Source organism: Salinivibrio sp. PR6 (genome assembly GCF_001995955.1).
GTDB lineage: Bacteria > Pseudomonadota > Gammaproteobacteria > Enterobacterales > Vibrionaceae > Salinivibrio > Salinivibrio siamensis.
In genome coordinates, this window is sequence record NZ_MUFA01000014.1 from 36,274 (window position 1) to 52,619 (window position 16,346).

General features: G+C 51.7%; 15 protein-coding genes and 7 tRNA genes. 20 read left to right on the forward strand and 2 right to left on the reverse strand.

From position 1 onward, the window contains the following. The first annotated feature begins 3 nt into the window (after window positions 1-3). The 20 genes from atpB (at window position 4) to BZG72_RS12080 (ending at window position 12,895) form a co-directional block, all read left to right on the forward strand. The gene (atpB, locus tag BZG72_RS11985; protein ID WP_077607318.1) at window positions 4-792 is read left to right on the forward strand and encodes a F0F1 ATP synthase subunit A; all 789 of its coding nucleotides are present in this window, start codon (window positions 4-6) and stop codon (window positions 790-792) included. Between the two features lie 70 nt (window positions 793-862). After that, entirely contained in the window at window positions 863-1,114 is a 252-nt protein-coding gene (gene atpE, locus BZG72_RS11990) for a F0F1 ATP synthase subunit C (RefSeq protein WP_025672872.1), read from the forward strand. A 52-nt stretch (window positions 1,115-1,166) separates the two neighbouring features. Then, on the forward strand, window positions 1,167-1,637 hold the full coding sequence (atpF, locus tag BZG72_RS11995; protein WP_046074859.1) for a F0F1 ATP synthase subunit B: 471 nt from the start codon (window positions 1,167-1,169) through the stop codon (window positions 1,635-1,637). 15 nt (window positions 1,638-1,652) lie between these two features. Continuing rightward, window positions 1,653-2,186 (forward strand): F0F1 ATP synthase subunit delta, encoded by a 534-nt coding sequence (atpH, locus tag BZG72_RS12000; protein ID WP_046074860.1) that lies wholly within the window; start codon window positions 1,653-1,655, stop codon window positions 2,184-2,186. Between the two features lie 16 nt (window positions 2,187-2,202). Then, window positions 2,203-3,744, forward strand: coding sequence for a F0F1 ATP synthase subunit alpha (atpA, locus tag BZG72_RS12005; protein WP_046074861.1), 1,542 nt, complete (start codon window positions 2,203-2,205; stop codon window positions 3,742-3,744). A 46-nt stretch (window positions 3,745-3,790) separates the two neighbouring features. Further along, window positions 3,791-4,657, forward strand: coding sequence for a F0F1 ATP synthase subunit gamma (atpG, locus tag BZG72_RS12010; RefSeq protein ID WP_046074862.1), 867 nt, complete (start codon window positions 3,791-3,793; stop codon window positions 4,655-4,657). 36 nt (window positions 4,658-4,693) lie between these two features. Next, the gene (gene atpD / locus BZG72_RS12015; RefSeq protein WP_046074863.1) at window positions 4,694-6,097 is read left to right on the forward strand and encodes a F0F1 ATP synthase subunit beta; all 1,404 of its coding nucleotides are present in this window, start codon (window positions 4,694-4,696) and stop codon (window positions 6,095-6,097) included. A 19-nt stretch (window positions 6,098-6,116) separates the two neighbouring features. After that, window positions 6,117-6,539 (forward strand): F0F1 ATP synthase subunit epsilon, encoded by a 423-nt coding sequence (locus BZG72_RS12020; protein ID WP_046074864.1) that lies wholly within the window; start codon window positions 6,117-6,119, stop codon window positions 6,537-6,539. A 155-nt stretch (window positions 6,540-6,694) separates the two neighbouring features. Next, complete coding sequence (gene glmU, locus BZG72_RS12025; protein WP_077666883.1) at window positions 6,695-8,053, forward strand: bifunctional UDP-N-acetylglucosamine diphosphorylase/glucosamine-1-phosphate N-acetyltransferase GlmU; 1,359 nt, start codon at window positions 6,695-6,697, stop codon at window positions 8,051-8,053. Window positions 8,054-8,171: 118 nt separating this feature from the next. Continuing rightward, window positions 8,172-8,246 (forward strand) — tRNA-Gln (locus BZG72_RS12030). A 2-nt stretch (window positions 8,247-8,248) separates the two neighbouring features. After that, window positions 8,249-8,325 (forward strand) — tRNA-Arg (locus BZG72_RS12035). 42 nt (window positions 8,326-8,367) lie between these two features. Beyond that, a tRNA-Leu gene (locus BZG72_RS12040) sits at window positions 8,368-8,452 on the forward strand. 35 nt (window positions 8,453-8,487) lie between these two features. Further along, window positions 8,488-8,562, forward strand: a tRNA-Gln gene (locus BZG72_RS12045). A gap of 9 nt (window positions 8,563-8,571) precedes the next feature. Then, window positions 8,572-8,648 (forward strand) — tRNA-Met (locus tag BZG72_RS12050). A gap of 41 nt (window positions 8,649-8,689) precedes the next feature. Then, window positions 8,690-8,776, forward strand: a tRNA-Leu gene (locus BZG72_RS12055). Between the two features lie 45 nt (window positions 8,777-8,821). Further along, window positions 8,822-8,906 (forward strand) — tRNA-Leu (locus BZG72_RS12060). Window positions 8,907-9,061: 155 nt separating this feature from the next. Next, a complete protein-coding gene (locus tag BZG72_RS12065; RefSeq protein ID WP_077666884.1) occupies window positions 9,062-9,826 on the forward strand; it encodes a DeoR/GlpR family DNA-binding transcription regulator in 765 nt (254 codons plus the stop codon). 21 nt (window positions 9,827-9,847) lie between these two features. Continuing rightward, window positions 9,848-11,686, forward strand: a complete 1,839-nt coding sequence (gene glmS, locus BZG72_RS12070; RefSeq protein WP_077666885.1) for a glutamine--fructose-6-phosphate transaminase (isomerizing) — start codon at window positions 9,848-9,850, stop codon at window positions 11,684-11,686. A 279-nt stretch (window positions 11,687-11,965) separates the two neighbouring features. Next, window positions 11,966-12,337 (forward strand): helix-turn-helix transcriptional regulator, encoded by a 372-nt coding sequence (locus BZG72_RS12075; RefSeq protein WP_021022741.1) that lies wholly within the window; start codon window positions 11,966-11,968, stop codon window positions 12,335-12,337. A 186-nt stretch (window positions 12,338-12,523) separates the two neighbouring features. Beyond that, window positions 12,524-12,895, forward strand: coding sequence for a helix-turn-helix domain-containing protein (locus tag BZG72_RS12080; protein WP_046074868.1), 372 nt, complete (start codon window positions 12,524-12,526; stop codon window positions 12,893-12,895). Between the two features lie 38 nt (window positions 12,896-12,933). Here the strand turns inward: BZG72_RS12080 and ilvA are convergent, their stop codons facing one another. Together ilvA and ilvD are read right to left on the reverse strand one after the other, a co-directional pair. Then, entirely contained in the window at window positions 12,934-14,493 is a 1,560-nt protein-coding gene (ilvA, locus tag BZG72_RS12085; RefSeq protein ID WP_077666886.1) for a threonine ammonia-lyase, biosynthetic, read from the reverse strand. Between the two features lie 2 nt (window positions 14,494-14,495). Continuing rightward, window positions 14,496-16,337, reverse strand: coding sequence for a dihydroxy-acid dehydratase (ilvD, locus tag BZG72_RS12090; protein ID WP_077666887.1), 1,842 nt, complete (start codon window positions 16,335-16,337; stop codon window positions 14,496-14,498). Window positions 16,338-16,346 lie beyond the last annotated feature (9 nt).

The window sequence follows — 16,346 nt, forward strand, 5'->3', positions numbered from 1 at the left end:
GTTATGGCTGCGTCAGGTGATGCGCTTACACCGTCTGGCTATATCACTCACCACCTGACACACTTGTCAAGCGGTGAGGGGTTTTGGGCGGTTCACATTGATAGCCTGTTTTTCTCTGTCCTCATCGGTATTGTCTTCCTAGGCCTTTTCCGATCGGTGGCAAAGAAAGCATCGACAGGTGTCCCGGGTAAGTTTCAGTGCTTCGTTGAGATCTTGGTTGAGTTCGTTGATGACAACGTCCGCGAAACCTTCCATGGACGAAATCCACTGATCGCACCTTTGGCCCTGACTATCTTCGTCTGGATATTCTTGATGAATACGATGGACTTAATCCCTATCGATTTTCTACCGTATCCGGCGGAACACTGGTTAGGCATTCCTTACTTGAAAGTGGTGCCAACTGCAGACGTAAATATCACCCTTGCGATGGCGCTGGGCGTGTTCTTCTTGATGATTTTCTACAGCATCAAGATTAAAGGTGTGGGTGGCTTTGCCAAAGAGCTGGCGCTACACCCGTTCAATCACCCTATCATGATTCCGTTCAACCTCCTGTTGGAGATAGTTTCGCTGCTGGCGAAGCCTATTTCACTCGGGATGCGTCTGTTCGGTAACATGTTTGCCGGTGAGGTGGTATTTATTCTTATCGCGGCGTTGTTGCCGTGGTGGGCGCAATGGCTGGGCTCTGTGCCGTGGGCAATATTCCACATTCTAGTCATTACGATTCAAGCCTTTGTCTTTATGATGTTGACCATCGTGTATCTCTCGCAGGCACACGAAGACTCAGATCATTGATGACATTTTTTAGAAAGCAATTTGTTAGTCATTATTGGCTCAAAGCCGACAACGAAAACTGGAGATAGTGATGGAAACTTTATTGAGCTTTTCTGCAATTGCCGTGGGCATCATTGTAGGTCTTGCTTCCCTTGGTACTGCGATTGGTTTCGCCCTGCTGGGTGGTAAATTCCTTGAAGGTGCAGCACGTCAACCTGAGATGGCTCCTATGCTGCAAGTTAAGATGTTCATCATCGCGGGTCTTCTTGATGCGGTTCCAATGATCGGTATCGTAATCGCACTGCTGTTCACGTTCGCGAACCCATTCGTAGGTCAACTGTAAACTGGCTAATAGCTGAACAGACCCTTTAGCTTATGATTAAGGAGGCGCCGTTGTGAATATCAACGCAACTCTGCTAGGCCAGGCAATCGCGTTCACTATCTTTGTGTGGTTCTGCATGAAATATGTATGGCCACCATTGATGCAAGCGATTGAAGAACGTCAGAAAAAAATCGCTGACGGTCTCGCGGCGGCTGATCGCGCCGCCAAAGACCTGGATTTGGCCCAGGCGAATGCTTCTGATCAATTGAAAGAAGCGAAGCGCAACGCAACTGACATTATCGAGCAGGCCAATAAGCGCAAAGCACAAATCCTCGATGAGGCACGTGCAGAAGCGGCTGCTGAGCGCGACAATATCCTCAATCAGGGTAAAGCCGAGCTAGAAGCCGAGCGTAACCGTGCTCGCGATGAGCTGCGCAAGCAAGTTGCATCGCTCGCTGTTATTGGTGCCGAGAAAATTATTGAGCGCTCTATTGACGAGAATGCTCATAAAGATCTTCTCGATAAAATCACTGCAGAACTGTAACAAGGAGGGGCAGCAATGTCTGAACTGACAACACTCGCTCGCCCCTACGCGAAAGCAGCCTTTGATTTTGCGGTAGAAAAAGGCGAGTTAGCTCAATGGGCTGAAATGCTCGCCTTTACTGCTGAGATTGCCCGTGATGAACGTGTTCAACATATGTTGGATGCCTCTTTCTCTGCTGACACATTGGCAGAGATGTTCATCACAGTTGGCGGTGATCAGCTCAATGATTTTGGTCAAAACCTGATTAAGGTGATGGCCGAAAACAAGCGCTTAAAAGCTCTTCCTGAGGTTTGTGAGCAGTTCCTCGCGATGCGTCTGGAACTGGAAAAAGAAGTTGAAGTTCAAGTGATTTCAGCGACGGCTCTTTCCGAAGAGCAACAACAAGCCATCAGTGACAAGCTCGCCGCGCGTCTTGAGCGCAAAGTAAAGCTGAACTGTAGTGTAGACGAAACCCTGGTTGCCGGGGTTATTATTCGAGCTGGAGACTTGGTCATCGATAACTCAGTAAGTGGCCGTATGCGCCGCCTGAGCGATGCATTGCAGTCTTGATTTGGGGAATTGGAGCATGCAACTTAATTCCACGGAAATTAGCGATTTGATCAAACAACGCATCGAGAAATTCGACGTTGTGAGTGAAGCGCGCAACGAAGGTACCATCGTGTCAGTCAGCGACGGTATCATTCGCATTCACGGCCTTGCTGATGCGATGCAAGGTGAAATGATTGAACTGCCTGGCAACCGCTATGCACTTGCATTGAACCTTGAGCGTGACTCAGTGGGTGCGGTTGTGATGGGTCCTTACTCGGACCTGCAAGAAGGCATGAAGGTGACCGGCACAGGCCGTATCCTTGAAGTACCAACAGGTCCTGAACTATTGGGCCGCGTGGTAAACACCTTGGGTGAGCCGATTGATGGTAAAGGCCCTATTGAGGCAAAAACCACGTCGCCAGTCGAAGTGATCGCCCCAGGTGTTATCGCACGTCAATCCGTTGATCAGCCAGTGCAAACCGGCTACAAAGCGGTTGACTCGATGATCCCTATCGGCCGAGGCCAGCGTGAGCTGATCATCGGTGACCGCCAAACCGGTAAAACGGCGTTGGCGATCGATGCGATCATTAACCAGAAAAACTCGGGTATCTACTCCATCTATGTGGCGATTGGTCAGAAAGCCTCGACCATTGCTAACGTGGTGCGCAAGCTGGAAGAACATGATGCACTGAAAAACACCATTGTGGTGGTGGCATCAGCGTCTGAAGCCGCAGCATTGCAGTACCTCGCGCCTTACGCGGGTTGTGCAATGGGTGAGTACTTCCGTGACCGCGGTGAAGATGCGCTGATTGTCTACGATGACCTGTCTAAACAGGCTGTTGCATATCGTCAGATCTCACTATTGCTACGTCGTCCACCGGGCCGTGAAGCTTTCCCGGGTGATGTTTTCTACTTGCACTCACGCCTTCTTGAGCGTGCGGCACGTGTTAACGCCCACTATGTGGAAGAGTTCACACAAGGTGAAGTGAAAGGCAAAACCGGTTCATTGACGGCGCTGCCTATCATTGAAACCCAAGCCGGTGACGTATCGGCGTTCGTACCGACTAACGTTATCTCGATCACCGACGGTCAGATCTTCCTACAAACCGAGCTGTTTAACGCGGGTATTCGCCCAGCGGTTGACCCAGGCATTTCGGTGTCGCGTGTGGGTGGTTCTGCACAAACCAAGATCATGAAGAAATTGTCAGGCGGTATTCGTACAGCCCTTGCACAATATCGTGAACTGGCGGCCTTTGCGCAATTCTCTTCTGATCTGGATGACGCGACCAAGAAGCAATTGGATCACGGTCAGAAAGTGACCGAGCTGATGAAGCAGATGCAATATGCTCCTATGTCTGTGTTTGAGCAGGCGTTGGTGATCTTTGCGGCTGAGAAAGGCTACTTGGAAGATGTTGAGCTGAACAAGATCGGTGACTTTGAACGTTCCCTACTGGCCTTTGCGAAGAGCCAGTACGCTGACCTGGCTGCTCAAATTGAAGAGTCTGGTGCTTACAACGATGACGTTGAAGCACAGCTGAAAAAGCTGTTGGATGACTTCAAAGCGACCCAGACTTGGTAACACGTAGGTGACCACTTCGGTGGTCGCCCACTAATGGAGAGTAACTATGGCCGGCGCAAAAGAGATTCGTAATAAGATCGGAAGTGTGAAAAACACACAGAAGATCACTAAAGCGATGGAAATGGTGGCAGCCTCCAAAATGCGTAAAACGCAAGAAGCCATGGAGTCGTCACGTCCATACGCTGTCACTATGCGCAAAGTGATCGGTCATCTTGCACTGGGTAACTTGGAGTACCGCCATCCCTATTTGGAAGAGCGGGAAGCCAAGCGCGTTGGTTACATCATCATTTCTACTGACCGCGGACTGTGTGGTGGCCTGAACATTAACTTGTTCAAAAGTGTCATCAACGATATGGAAAGCTGGAGCCAAAAAGGTGCCGAAATCGACATGGCACTGGTTGGGGCGAAAGCCACCGCTTTCTTTAACAGCTACGGCGGCAATGTAGTGGCACAAACTTCTGGCCTGGGTGACACCCCAGTACTGGAAGACCTCATCGGTACTGTTGGGGTGATGCTGAAAAAATATGATGAAGGTGAGCTGGACCGCTTGTACCTGGTTTTCAATAAGTTTGAAAACACCATGGTGCAGACCCCAGTGATCGATCAATTGCTGCCTTTGCCAAAGTCAGACGACGAGGAGATGCAGCGCAGCCACGCTTGGGATTATATCTATGAACCTGAGCCGAAGCCGTTGCTCGATACCTTGTTGGTTCGCTATGCCGAATCGCAAGTGTATCAAGGTGTGGTAGAGAACCTCGCCAGTGAGCAAGCGGCACGTATGGTGGCAATGAAAGCTGCGACCGATAATGCGGGGAATCTGATTGATGATCTGCAATTGGTTTACAACAAAGCCCGTCAGGCTGCAATCACCCAAGAGCTGTCAGAAATTGTTTCTGGCGCAAGCGCGGTGTAAAGGCAAGGGTTAACGAACTAGTTTAGAGGAATAACGATGGCTACAGGTAAGATCGTTCAGATCATCGGTGCGGTAGTCGACGTAGAGTTTCCACAAGACGCCGTACCTAAGGTATACGATGCGTTGAATGTGAAACGTGAAGGCGAGCGTCTGGTGCTGGAAGTTCAGCAGCAGCTTGGTGGTGGCGTTATCCGTGCCATCGCAATGGGCTCATCTGATGGTCTGCGTCGTGGAATCGAAGTAGAAAATACAGGTAAAGCAATCGAAGTCCCTGTGGGTGAAGCCACGCTGGGGCGTATCGTCAACGTCTTGGGTGACGCGATTGATGAGCGTGGCGATCTCGGTGAGAAAGAGCGTTACTCTATCCACCGTGAAGCGCCAAGCTATGAAGATCAGTCGAGCGCGACCGAGCTTTTGGAAACCGGCGTTAAGGTTATCGACCTTATCTGTCCGTTTGCCAAAGGCGGTAAAATCGGTCTGTTTGGCGGTGCGGGTGTCGGTAAGACCGTTAACATGATGGAGCTTATTAACAACATCGCACTGCAACACTCAGGTCTGTCTGTATTCGCTGGTGTCGGTGAGCGTACTCGTGAGGGTAACGACTTCTACTACGAAATGCAGGAAGCCGGTGTTGTAAACATTGAGAATCCCGAAGAGTCAAAAGTGGCCATGGTCTATGGTCAGATGAACGAGCCACCAGGTAACCGCCTGCGTGTCGCACTGACTGGCCTAACCATGGCGGAAAAATTCCGTGATGATGGCCGTGATGTACTGCTGTTCATCGATAACATCTATCGTTACACCCTTGCCGGTACCGAAGTATCTGCCCTGTTGGGTCGTATGCCATCGGCAGTAGGTTACCAGCCAACACTGGCTGAAGAGATGGGTGTTCTGCAAGAGCGTATTACCTCAACCCGTACCGGTTCTATCACCTCGGTACAGGCGGTTTACGTTCCTGCGGATGACTTGACTGACCCGTCACCCGCCACCACCTTTGCCCACTTGGATGCAACGGTTGTATTGTCGCGTAATATCGCGTCGATGGGTATGTACCCGGCGATTGACCCACTGGATTCAACCTCACGTATGTTGGACCCATTGGTGGTTGGTCAAGACCATTATGACGTGGCTCGTGGCGTGCAGTCTGTCCTTCAGCGCTATAAAGAGCTGAAAGACATCATTGCTATCCTAGGTATGGATGAGCTGTCTGAAGAAGATAAGCTGACGGTTGCACGTGCACGTAAGATTGAGCGTTTCTTGACGCAGCCTTACCACGTCGCCGAAGTCTTCACCGGCCAGCCAGGTGTTTATGTTTCGCTAAAAGATACCATTGCAAGCTTCAAAGGCCTGCTCAGTGGTGAGTACGATGACATCCCAGAGCAGGCATTCCTGTACTGCGGTAGCATCGAAGAAGTGCTCGAAAAAGCGAAAAACCTGTAAGGCTTGAGTAGGAGGCGATATGGCAGCGATAACCTTCCATCTGGATGTGGTCAGTGCAGAGCGACAATTGTTCTCTGGTCGTGCTGAGCATATTCAGGTGACCGGTAGCGAAGGTGAACTGGGTATTCACGCAGGACACACACCGCTGCTGACCGCTATCACGCCTGGCATGGTTCGCATCGTCAAACAAGGCGGTAGCGAAGAGATTATTTATCTTTCTGGTGGCACGCTTGAAGTGCAGCCTGGCACAGTGACTGTGCTGGCTGACACCGCAATTCGTGGTGAAGAACTGGACCAAGCTAAGGCGGAAGAAGCGAAGCGCCGCGCTGAGGATAAAATCCACAATCAGCATAAAGACGTCGACTTTGCTCAAGCGGCCAGTGACCTGGCTAAGGCGATTGCGAAGCTTCGAGTGATCGAGCTGACCAAGCACAAGCGTTAATCAGGCACTTACGGTGAGAATAAAAGCGACGCTTCGGCGTCGCTTTTTTATTGCCTGCAAAGACCACCTTGTAGTCTGCGATTCGCGCGACACCTAAAACGCGTTACACTAAGGGCAACTTAATAGACAACCTTCTCTTTTATCACGGAAAGACTATGCAATACAGTGCAGTTATTCTCGCGGCCGGTAAGGGCACGCGCATGTATTCACAAACCCCTAAGGTGCTTCATACCTTGGCGGGTAAGCCTATGGTTGAGCACGTTATTGACACTTGCCACGGCCTCGGCGCTTCGCAAATCCATTTGGTTTATGGCCATGGTGGCGACACTATGCAGCGCGTTTTAGCGCACTCACCGGTGAACTGGTGCTTGCAAGCGGATCAATTGGGCACCGGCCATGCCGTGCAACAAGCGGCGCCGCACTTCGCGGATGATGAGCAAGTATTGGTGCTCTACGGCGATGTCCCTTTGATTTCAGAGCAAACCCTCTCGCGTTTGCTCGAAGGGCAGCCTGAAGGTGGGATTGGTCTATTAACTGTGCATCAGGACGATCCGACTGGCTACGGCCGTATTGTCCGTGAAAACGGGGAAGTGGTGGCGATTGTTGAGCAAAAAGACGCGACTGACAGCCAGCTTGCCATCACTGAAATTAATACCGGTGTGCTGGTGGCCACCGGACGTGACTTGCGGCATTGGTTATCGCAACTTGATAACCACAACGCGCAAGGCGAGTTTTATCTCACCGATGTGATTGCGCTGGCACATCAACAAGGCCGCTCGATTCAAGCCGTCCATCCTGTGAGTGCGGTGGAAGTGGAAGGGGTGAATAACCGCCTGCAGCTTTCACGCCTTGAGCGCGAATACCAAAAAATGCAGGCTGAACAGCTATTACTCAGTGGTGTGATGCTCAAAGACCCTGCGCGTTTTGACTTGCGTGGCCAGCTGCAATGCGGGCAGGATGTCACCATCGACGCTAACGTGATCATCGAAGGCAATGTCACCTTAGGGGATAACGTGACCATCGGGGCCGGGAGCGTACTGATTGATTGTGAGGTTGATGATAATACATTGGTACGTCCGTATAGCGTGATAGAAGGGGCTAGCGTCGGTGAGGACTGTACTGTTGGTCCGTTCACACGGCTGCGTCCGGGCGCCGAGATGGCGCGCGATGCCCACGTGGGCAACTTTGTCGAGATGAAAAAGTCTCGCTTAGGCGAAGGCTCGAAAGCCAATCATCTGACTTACCTGGGTGATACCGAGGTTGGCCGCGGCGTGAACATTGGTGCCGGCGTGATCACCTGTAATTACGATGGTGCCAATAAACATAAAACCGTGATTAAAGATAACGCCTTTATTGGTTCGGACTCTCAGTTGGTGGCACCTGTGGTGATCGGCGAAGGGGTGACCGTTGGGGCTGGCAGCACCATCAGCAAAGATGTCGCCGATGGTCAACTTATCATCACTCGTGCTAAACCAAGGACAATTGAGGCTTGGCAACGGCCGAAAAAAAAGTAGAATACTGATGGTTGAGCGCGCACAGGCGGCTTTTTAGCTTGAAAGGCGAAAAGTTGTGCGGTTGGTAAAATCAGGTATTGACTCCCGATAAAAACCAGCCTATTATGCGCGCCTCAGTTGGGGTATCGCCAAGCGGTAAGGCAACGGGTTTTGATCTCGTCATTCCCAGGTTCGAATCCTGGTACCCCAGCCAACGCGTCCGTAGCTCAGCTGGATAGAGTACCTGGCTACGAACCAGGCGGTCGGAGGTTCGAATCCTCCCGGACGCGCCATCTTTCTTCAGCTACCATGAAGTCAGATGAACAACTTGGAATGCGGAAGTGGCGGAATTGGTAGACGCACCAGATTTAGGTTCTGGCGCCGCAAGGTGTGAGAGTTCAAGTCTCTCCTTCCGCACCATTATTTAAACATGTGGCATTTAGCGGCATGAAAATTGGGGTATCGCCAAGCGGTAAGGCAACGGGTTTTGATCTCGTCATTCCCAGGTTCGAATCCTGGTACCCCAGCCACTTTAGGTTGGCTACGTAGCTCAGTTGGTTAGAGCACATCACTCATAATGATGGGGTCACAGGTTCGAATCCCGTCGTAGCCACCATTATTCCGATTTGTTGCTAACGCAGTAAATCGCACCGATTTGCGGCGGTGGCGGAATTGGTAGACGCGCTAGCTTCAGGTGCTAGTGTCCGAAAGGACGTGAGGGTTCAAGTCCCTCCCCCCGCACCAAGACAATTGATACTCGGCCCGCCCGCCGATCTATCATACAAATTTGCGGAAGTGGCGGAATTGGTAGACGCACCAGATTTAGGTTCTGGCGCCGCAAGGTGTGAGAGTTCAAGTCTCTCCTTCCGCACCATATCAAGCCCATCAGCATTTGCTGGTGGGCTTTTTTCGTTATTGCCCTACGCTGAACCCTCCTCTTCTTTGTTTTGCCACACTTTTAGCCGCGTTATCTTGATCTTTGTTTTGTTTGCTCTACCATAAGTTTCGAATCGAAACTTTGGTTGTTATATGTCGAAACGAAATACCCAACAACGTCGCCATACCATCGTCAGTTTATTGACCGAGCAAGGCCAAGTGAGTGTTGATGCGCTCTCGCAACGCTTTGAAACCTCAGAAGTGACGATCCGTAAAGACTTGGCGGAGCTTGAGAAGAATGGCTTGTTACTGCGCCGTTATGGCGGTGCAGTCCCCGTGCCACAAGAAATGGTGTCGGAGCAGGCGGTCAAGGTATCGAAACAAAAGCAAAGTATTGCCGATGCGGCCGCTGCGCGCATTCGTGACCATAACCGGATTGTGGTCGACAGTGGTACCACCACGGCCGCTTTGATCCCTTTACTGAATAAGAAGCGTGGTCTTGTGGTAATGACCAACTCGCTACAGGTCGCCAACGCGATACGTGAACTGGAACATGAGCCAACGCTATTGATGACTGGGGGCACCTGGGACACCCATTCTGAATCGTTTCAAGGCCAAGTGGCCGAACAAACCTTGCGAGCGTACGACTTTGATCAGCTTTTTGTCGGTGCCGATGGCATTGATGTGGCACGGGGTACCACGACCTTTAACGAAATGACGGGCCTGACGCGGGTGATGGCGGAGGTCGCAAGAGAAGTGGTGGTGATGATTGAGTCGGAAAAAATTGGCCGTCGGATCCCCAATCTAGAGCTTACGTGGTCAAGCATCGATACCCTGATCACCGACAGTTCGCTTGACGATGATCTTAAACACGCCATAGAACAAACTGGCACAGATGTGATCTGTGCTGACCAGTAATAAGACCAGTAAGGAAAGACTATGTGTGGAATTGTAGGGGCGGTCGCGCAGCGTGATGTCGCCGAGATTTTAGTAGAGGGGCTGCGTCGCCTTGAGTATCGCGGTTATGACTCGGCTGGGGTCGCGATCACTGATTCGGCAACCGGGCAGCTCACACGTGTGCGTCGTCTTGGTAAAGTGGCCGCGTTGTCAGATGCGGTGACCGAGACGAATCCTACCGGTGGTACCGGTATCGCACACACACGTTGGGCCACCCATGGCGAGCCCAGTGAAGTGAATGCTCACCCACATATGTCTGGCGAGACGATTGCAGTGGTACACAATGGCATTATTGAAAACCACCAAATGCTGCGTGAACAGCTGCAAGCGCGAGGCTATCAATTCCACTCACAAACCGATACTGAAGTGATTGCGCATTTGGTTGATTGGGAGCTTAAGCAAACCTCTGATTTGCTTGAAGCATTCCAACGTACAGTTACCCAGCTCGAGGGCGCTTACGGTACTGTGGTGATGGATAAAACTCAGCCTGAGCGCTTGATTGCTGCGCGTTCGGGAAGCCCACTAGTGATTGGTTTGGGGATTGGCGAAAACTTTCTCGCCTCTGATCAGTTGGCGCTGCTCAATGTCACGCGTCGTTTCATCTATCTCGAAGAAGGCGATGTGGCCGATATCTCTCGCCGCGAGGTGACCATTTATAATCAAGAAGGCACACCGGTGGAACGTGAGGTGCATGAAGCCAGCGCTCAATACGATGCGGCGGACAAAGGCCAATATCGCCACTATATGCAAAAAGAGATTTATGAGCAGCCAACGGCACTCACCAATACCATGGAAGGCCGCTTGGGCAGCGATCATGTGATTGTCGAGGCAATTGGCAATGGGGCCAGTGATATCCTCGCCAAAGCGCAGCACATTCAAATTATCGCTTGTGGCACCTCGTATAATGCGGGCATGGTGGCGCGTTATTGGTTTGAGTCGCTGGCAGGGGTCAGTTGTGATGTGGAGATTGCCTCGGAGTTTCGCTATCGCCAGTTTGTCACTCGCCCAAATAGCGTGCTGATCACCTTGTCACAGTCTGGCGAAACGGCCGATACGCTGGCGGCGCTGCGCTTAGCCAAGGAGCGTGGTTATATGGCGACCATGGCGATTTGTAACGTTGCGGGCTCCTCATTGGTACGTGAGTCGGATCTCGCCTTTATGACCCGAGCAGGGACAGAAATAGGCGTGGCGTCGACCAAGGCCTTTACCACCCAGCTGTCTGCGCTGCTGATGCTGGTCACCGCGCTGGGCAAAATGCAAGGGTCGATTGGTCGTGATAAAGAACGTGAGATTGTCGATGCCTTGCATCACCTGCCTTCGAGTATCGAGCAGGCGCTGACCTTTGATAAGGCGATTGAGCAACTTGCCCAAGACTTTGCCGACAAGCATCATGCGCTATTTTTGGGACGTGGTGAATATTACCCGATTGCCGTTGAAGCCGCGCTCAAGCTAAAAGAGATCTCGTACATTCATGCGGAAGCCTATGCGGCGGGTGAGCTTAAACATGGCCCATTGGCGCTGATTGATGCGGATATGCCAGTGATTGTGATTGCCCCCAATAACGAGCTGCTGGAAAAGCTGAAATCAAACATTGAAGAAGTGCGTGCCCGCGGTGGCCAGCTCTATGTGTTTGCCGACCAAGATGCGGGGTTCACACCCGAGGAGGGAATGAATATTATCGCGATGCCGCATGCTGATGAGATTATCGCCCCTGTGTTCTACACGGTGCCGATGCAGCAATTGTCTTATCATGTAGCCTTAATCAAGGGCACTGACGTTGACCAGCCCCGAAACCTCGCCAAAGCGGTGACGGTTGAGTAATCCTGCCCAATAATCACCACGCTCTGACCAGGAGCGTGGTTGATCTTTTATCAATTACTGTCCTCTTTCTACAAAAATGCGATCTGCATAGGTTTTGTTGCAAAATGCAAATCATTTTGCATTTAATCTCAGGCATGGCGTCTGGAAAATTAAACAGAACGTCATTCTGTGTTTTAACTTATTGATATTTTTGATCTTTATAAGTGCCTAATAACTTGGCCTACATTGTGCATACTCAGGGTATAACGACTAACATCGACCAGTTATAGAGAGGAAGCAATGATTGACTCTAAAACCCAAGTAGCAAAACGCATCAAAGAAGCGCGTGAGTGGAAAGGCATCACCCAAGTAAAAATGGCTAAGTTGCTTAATGTGGCCCGCCAAACCTACTTGGATATCGAAAATGGCAAGACAGAGCCGCGTGTTCGTATGCTGTCTAACATTGCTGAGCTGACTGAGCGCCCATTGGTATGGTTTGTCTACGGTGACGAAGATGTCGAAATGCACGATGTTCAGTATAAGCAAGACGTGAATCGCCTGCTTGAGCATTTCTCTCGCTTACCGCACGAAGCCCGTACTGCGATCTTAAACCAAAGCGTGAACATGGCTTCGTTCTTGGTGAACTATTCTAAAGCGGCCCAGCGCGCATAAAAGTACTGCCTGCTCGACTAGATATGCGGGTAAGTGCTTGCTTACTGAGGTAGGCATCAAAAGCGTAGTGTCACACTATCGGTGTGCGCCACCATGATACGCCTGCCGAGCCATGCATAATGCAGGGTTGGTGTTGTGACGGGCTGTGTTTAATACAGCTCGGGTAGCAGAAATGAGGCATGAACCATGGTGATTTCGACCGCGCGCATGGCGCAACGGATCCGTGAAGCACGGGAATTTAGTAAAATAACCCAAGTAGACATGGCGAAGCGTTTGAATGTCGCGCGCCAGACCTATTTGGATATGGAGTCGGGGAAGACGGATCCGAAAATCCTCGCGCTGGTCATGATTGCCGATATTACCGGCCGTCCCTTTAATTGGTTCGTGCATGGCGAAACGGACGAGCGAGACATTGCGTTCTCTCACCGTGATGATTTAGCCGCATTGACGAGTTTGCTGAGTCAGCTCCCGCAAATGGCACGACAGACGGTGATGGATAACGCCCTATCGATCGCCGAATATGTGGTCACATTGGCCCCAGAGCCGCCAGACGAATAAACCAAGCCCGACATTAATGTCGGGCTTTTTGTTATGGGTTAATCGGTAGTTTTTGACAGGAAAAAACGGTAAGCCGGGTTCGATGTCTCGTCTTTCCAGCCATATCCGAGCTCACGCAAATGGGCAGTAAAGGCGAGCAAGTCTTTGTCGCCAATTTCAAAGCCGCACAGTACGCGACCGTAGTCAGACCCATGGTTACGATAATTGAACAGGCTAATGTTCCAATGGGTGCCCAAGGTTTGCAAAAAGTGCAGCAATGCTCCCGGGTATTCAGGAAACTCAAAACTGTAAAGCCGTTCACTGAGGTTGGCCAATGGTCGACCACCAATCATATAGCGCACATGCACCTTAGCCATTTCATCATCGGACAAATCTTCGACCGGATAGCCGGCTTGGCGCAAATCGCGCAAGATCTTGTCCAACTCTTCTTGCCCGCCGAGTAATCTGACACCGACGAAGATATTGGCGAGATGATCATCGCCATACCGATAATTGAATTCGGTGACGGCGCGATCGCCCAATATCTGACAAAAATTGAAAAAGGCACCGGTTTGCTCTGGGATGGTGACAGCCAGTAAGCCTTCACGTTTCTCACCCAGTTCCGCGCGCTCAGAGACGTAGCGCAGCGAATGGAAATTGGTATTGGCACCAGACAACACGGTCGCAAGCTGTTTATCTTTGAGTTGGTGTTTTTCCACGTATTGCTTCAGGCCGGCTAATGCCAAGGCGCCAGAGGGCTCGGAGATAGCCCGCGTGTCCTCAAAAATGTCTTGCACCGCGGCACAGATAGCATCACTCGATACGGTGATGCTGTCATCTAAGTACTGCTGACAAAGCCGGAAAGACTCATCGCCGATACGTTTCACTGCTACACCGTCGGCAAAGGTGCCTACGCGATCAAGGGTCACGGGGAAGCCAGCATCTAACGCCGCACGCAAACAGGCGGAGTCCTCCGCTTCTACCCCGATAACTTTGATGTTGGGCATCAGTTGTTTGATAAGGACGGCCACACCCGCAGCGATGCCCCCGCCTCCAACGGGCAGAAAAATATAGTCGAGGTGACCATTTTGTTGCACAAGCTCCAAGCCAATAGTGCCTTGTCCGGCAATCACTTGGGGATGATCAAAAGGTGGCACAAAGGTGTAGCCATGTTCGTCGGCGAGCTGTTGTGCCATGCCTTTGGCTTCATCGAAATTATTGCCGTGCAGTACCACATGGCCGCCAAAGCCGCGTACCGCGTCGACCTTGATGGCTGGCGTTGTACGGGGCATGACGATGGTCGCCTTCACCCCAAGACGGCTACCTGATAAGGCAACGCCTTGTGCATGGTTACCCGCCGATGCCGCAATCACACCGGCTTTTTTTTGCGCCTCGGTGAGCTGTGCCATCATGTTATGCGCGCCGCGTAATTTAAACGAGTGGACGGGTTGGCGATCTTCACGCTTGAGCTGTACCTGATTATTGAAGCGCTCAGATAAGCGCTTCATGGTTTGAAGAGGCGAGGTAATCGCCACTTCATAAACAGGCGCGCGCAAGATATCCCTAAGGTAATCAGCACCGTCCATCGGTTGTGCAGTTGAGGGTTGCGCCTGTTGCATGCTTATTCCTCCAATTTACTACGATCGCGCACCGCACCTTTATCGGCGCTGGTGGCGAGGCTGGCATAGGCTTTTAACGCGTAAGACACCTGACGTTGACGGTCTTTGGGTTTCCAACCGCGAGCGTTCACGTCTGCGCGGCGGGTGGCCAGTGTCGCTTCGTCCACCAGCAGACTGATTTCGCGGGTGGGGATATCAATACGAATACGATCACCGTTTTCCACTAACGCGATGGTGCCGCCGTTCGCTGCCTCGGGAGACACATGACCAATGGATAGCCCAGAGGTACCGCCAGAGAAGCGCCCATCGGTGAGCAGCGCGCAGGATTTGCCCAATCCCATCGATTTTAAGTAGGTGGTGGGATAGAGCATTTCTTGCATGCCTGGTCCCCCTTTCGGCCCTTCGTAACGGATCACCACCACATCACCGGCTTTGACTTCACCACCGAGGATGGCTTCCACCGCGTGGTCTTGACTTTCAAACACCACAGCTGGCCCCTCGAAGGTCAGAATACTCTCATCGACCCCAGCGGTTTTGACGATACAGCCATTGAGCGCGATGTTGCCTTGTAGCACGGCTAAGCCACCATCTTGGCTAAAGGCATGTTCATGGGCGCGGATACAGCCTGATTGGCGATCATCATCCAGGGTGTCCCAGCGACAGCTTTGCGAGAAGGCTTGGGTGGTACGAATGCCCGCTGGCCCGGCGCGATAGAAGGCTTTAATCGCTTCATCATCGGTTTGTACAATGTCATATTGCGCCAGTTGCTCTTTGAGGCTCACGCCCAGTACGGTTTGTTGCTCGACGTTGAGCAGGTTAGCGCGCTGAAGCTCACCGAGGATCCCCATCACCCCGCCAGCACGGTGCACATCTTCCATGTGATATTGCTGCGTCGATGGCGCCACTTTGCAAAGGTGAGGCACTTGGCGTGACATCCGATCAATATCATCCATATCGAAATGGACGTCGCCTTCTTGCGCAGCCGCCAGTAGGTGCAAGACTGTATTGGTAGAACCACCCATGGCAATATCCAGCGCCATCGCGTTTTCAAACGAGGCGCGGTTGGCGATATTACGCGGCAGGATGCTGTCATCGTCTTGCTCATAATAGCGCTTGGTCAGCCCGACAATCCGTTTGCCGGCGTTGATGAATAGCTGCTCACGGTCAGCATGGGTGGCGAGCATCGACCCATTACCTGGCTGACTCAGCCCCAGCGCTTCGGTGAGACAGTTCATCGAGTTGGCGGTAAACATGCCAGAGCACGAACCACAAGTGGGACACGCGGAGCGCTCAATTTGCTCGCTTTGTTCATCGGACACATCTGGGTTGGCACCTTGCATCATGGCATCGACCAGATCGAGTTTTAGGATCTGATCGGACAGCTTGGTTTTGCCGGCCTCCATTGGGCCACCGGAGACAAAAATCACCGGGACATTGAGGCGCATCGAGGCCATCAACATGCCCGGGGTGATTTTGTCACAGTTAGAAATACAGACCATGGCATCGGCACAATGGGCATTGACCATATACTCGACCGAGTCTGCGATAATCTCACGGGAAGGCAGTGAGTACAGCATGCCGCCATGACCCATGGCGATACCATCATCGACAGCGATGGTATTGAACTCTTTGGCGATGCCGCCTGCTTTTTCGATTTCCTTGGCGACCAGCTGACCCATGTCTTTGAGATGGACATGGCCTGGCACAAACTGGGTAAATGAGTTGACGACGGCGATAATCGGTTTGCCGAAATCATCATCTTTTACGCCGGTAGCGCGCCACAATGCACGCGCGCCAGCCATGTTGCGACCGTGGGTAGTAGTTTTGGAACGATAGGTTGGCATATTACGACT

Excerpts from the sequence above, each read along its gene's own strand:
- BZG72_RS12075 (WP_021022741.1), top strand. The coding sequence starts at position 11,966 with ATGATTGACTCTAAAACCCAAGTAGCAAAACGCATCAAAGAAGCGCGT.
- BZG72_RS12065 (WP_077666884.1), top strand. The coding sequence starts at position 9,062 with ATGTCGAAACGAAATACCCAACAACGTCGCCATACCATCGTCAGTTTA.
- ilvD (WP_077666887.1), bottom strand. The coding sequence starts at position 16,337 with ATGCCAACCTATCGTTCCAAAACTACTACCCACGGTCGCAACATGGCT.
- atpH (WP_046074860.1), top strand. The coding sequence starts at position 1,653 with ATGTCTGAACTGACAACACTCGCTCGCCCCTACGCGAAAGCAGCCTTT.
- atpA (WP_046074861.1), top strand. The coding sequence starts at position 2,203 with ATGCAACTTAATTCCACGGAAATTAGCGATTTGATCAAACAACGCATC.
- ilvA (WP_077666886.1), bottom strand. The coding sequence starts at position 14,493 with ATGCAACAGGCGCAACCCTCAACTGCACAACCGATGGACGGTGCTGAT.
- glmU (WP_077666883.1), top strand. The coding sequence starts at position 6,695 with ATGCAATACAGTGCAGTTATTCTCGCGGCCGGTAAGGGCACGCGCATG.
- glmS (WP_077666885.1), top strand. The coding sequence starts at position 9,848 with ATGTGTGGAATTGTAGGGGCGGTCGCGCAGCGTGATGTCGCCGAGATT.
- atpD (WP_046074863.1), top strand. The coding sequence starts at position 4,694 with ATGGCTACAGGTAAGATCGTTCAGATCATCGGTGCGGTAGTCGACGTA.
- atpE (WP_025672872.1), top strand. The coding sequence starts at position 863 with ATGGAAACTTTATTGAGCTTTTCTGCAATTGCCGTGGGCATCATTGTA.
- BZG72_RS12020 (WP_046074864.1), top strand. The coding sequence starts at position 6,117 with ATGGCAGCGATAACCTTCCATCTGGATGTGGTCAGTGCAGAGCGACAA.
- BZG72_RS12080 (WP_046074868.1), top strand. The coding sequence starts at position 12,524 with ATGGTGATTTCGACCGCGCGCATGGCGCAACGGATCCGTGAAGCACGG.
- atpB (WP_077607318.1), top strand. The coding sequence starts at position 4 with ATGGCTGCGTCAGGTGATGCGCTTACACCGTCTGGCTATATCACTCAC.
- atpG (WP_046074862.1), top strand. The coding sequence starts at position 3,791 with ATGGCCGGCGCAAAAGAGATTCGTAATAAGATCGGAAGTGTGAAAAAC.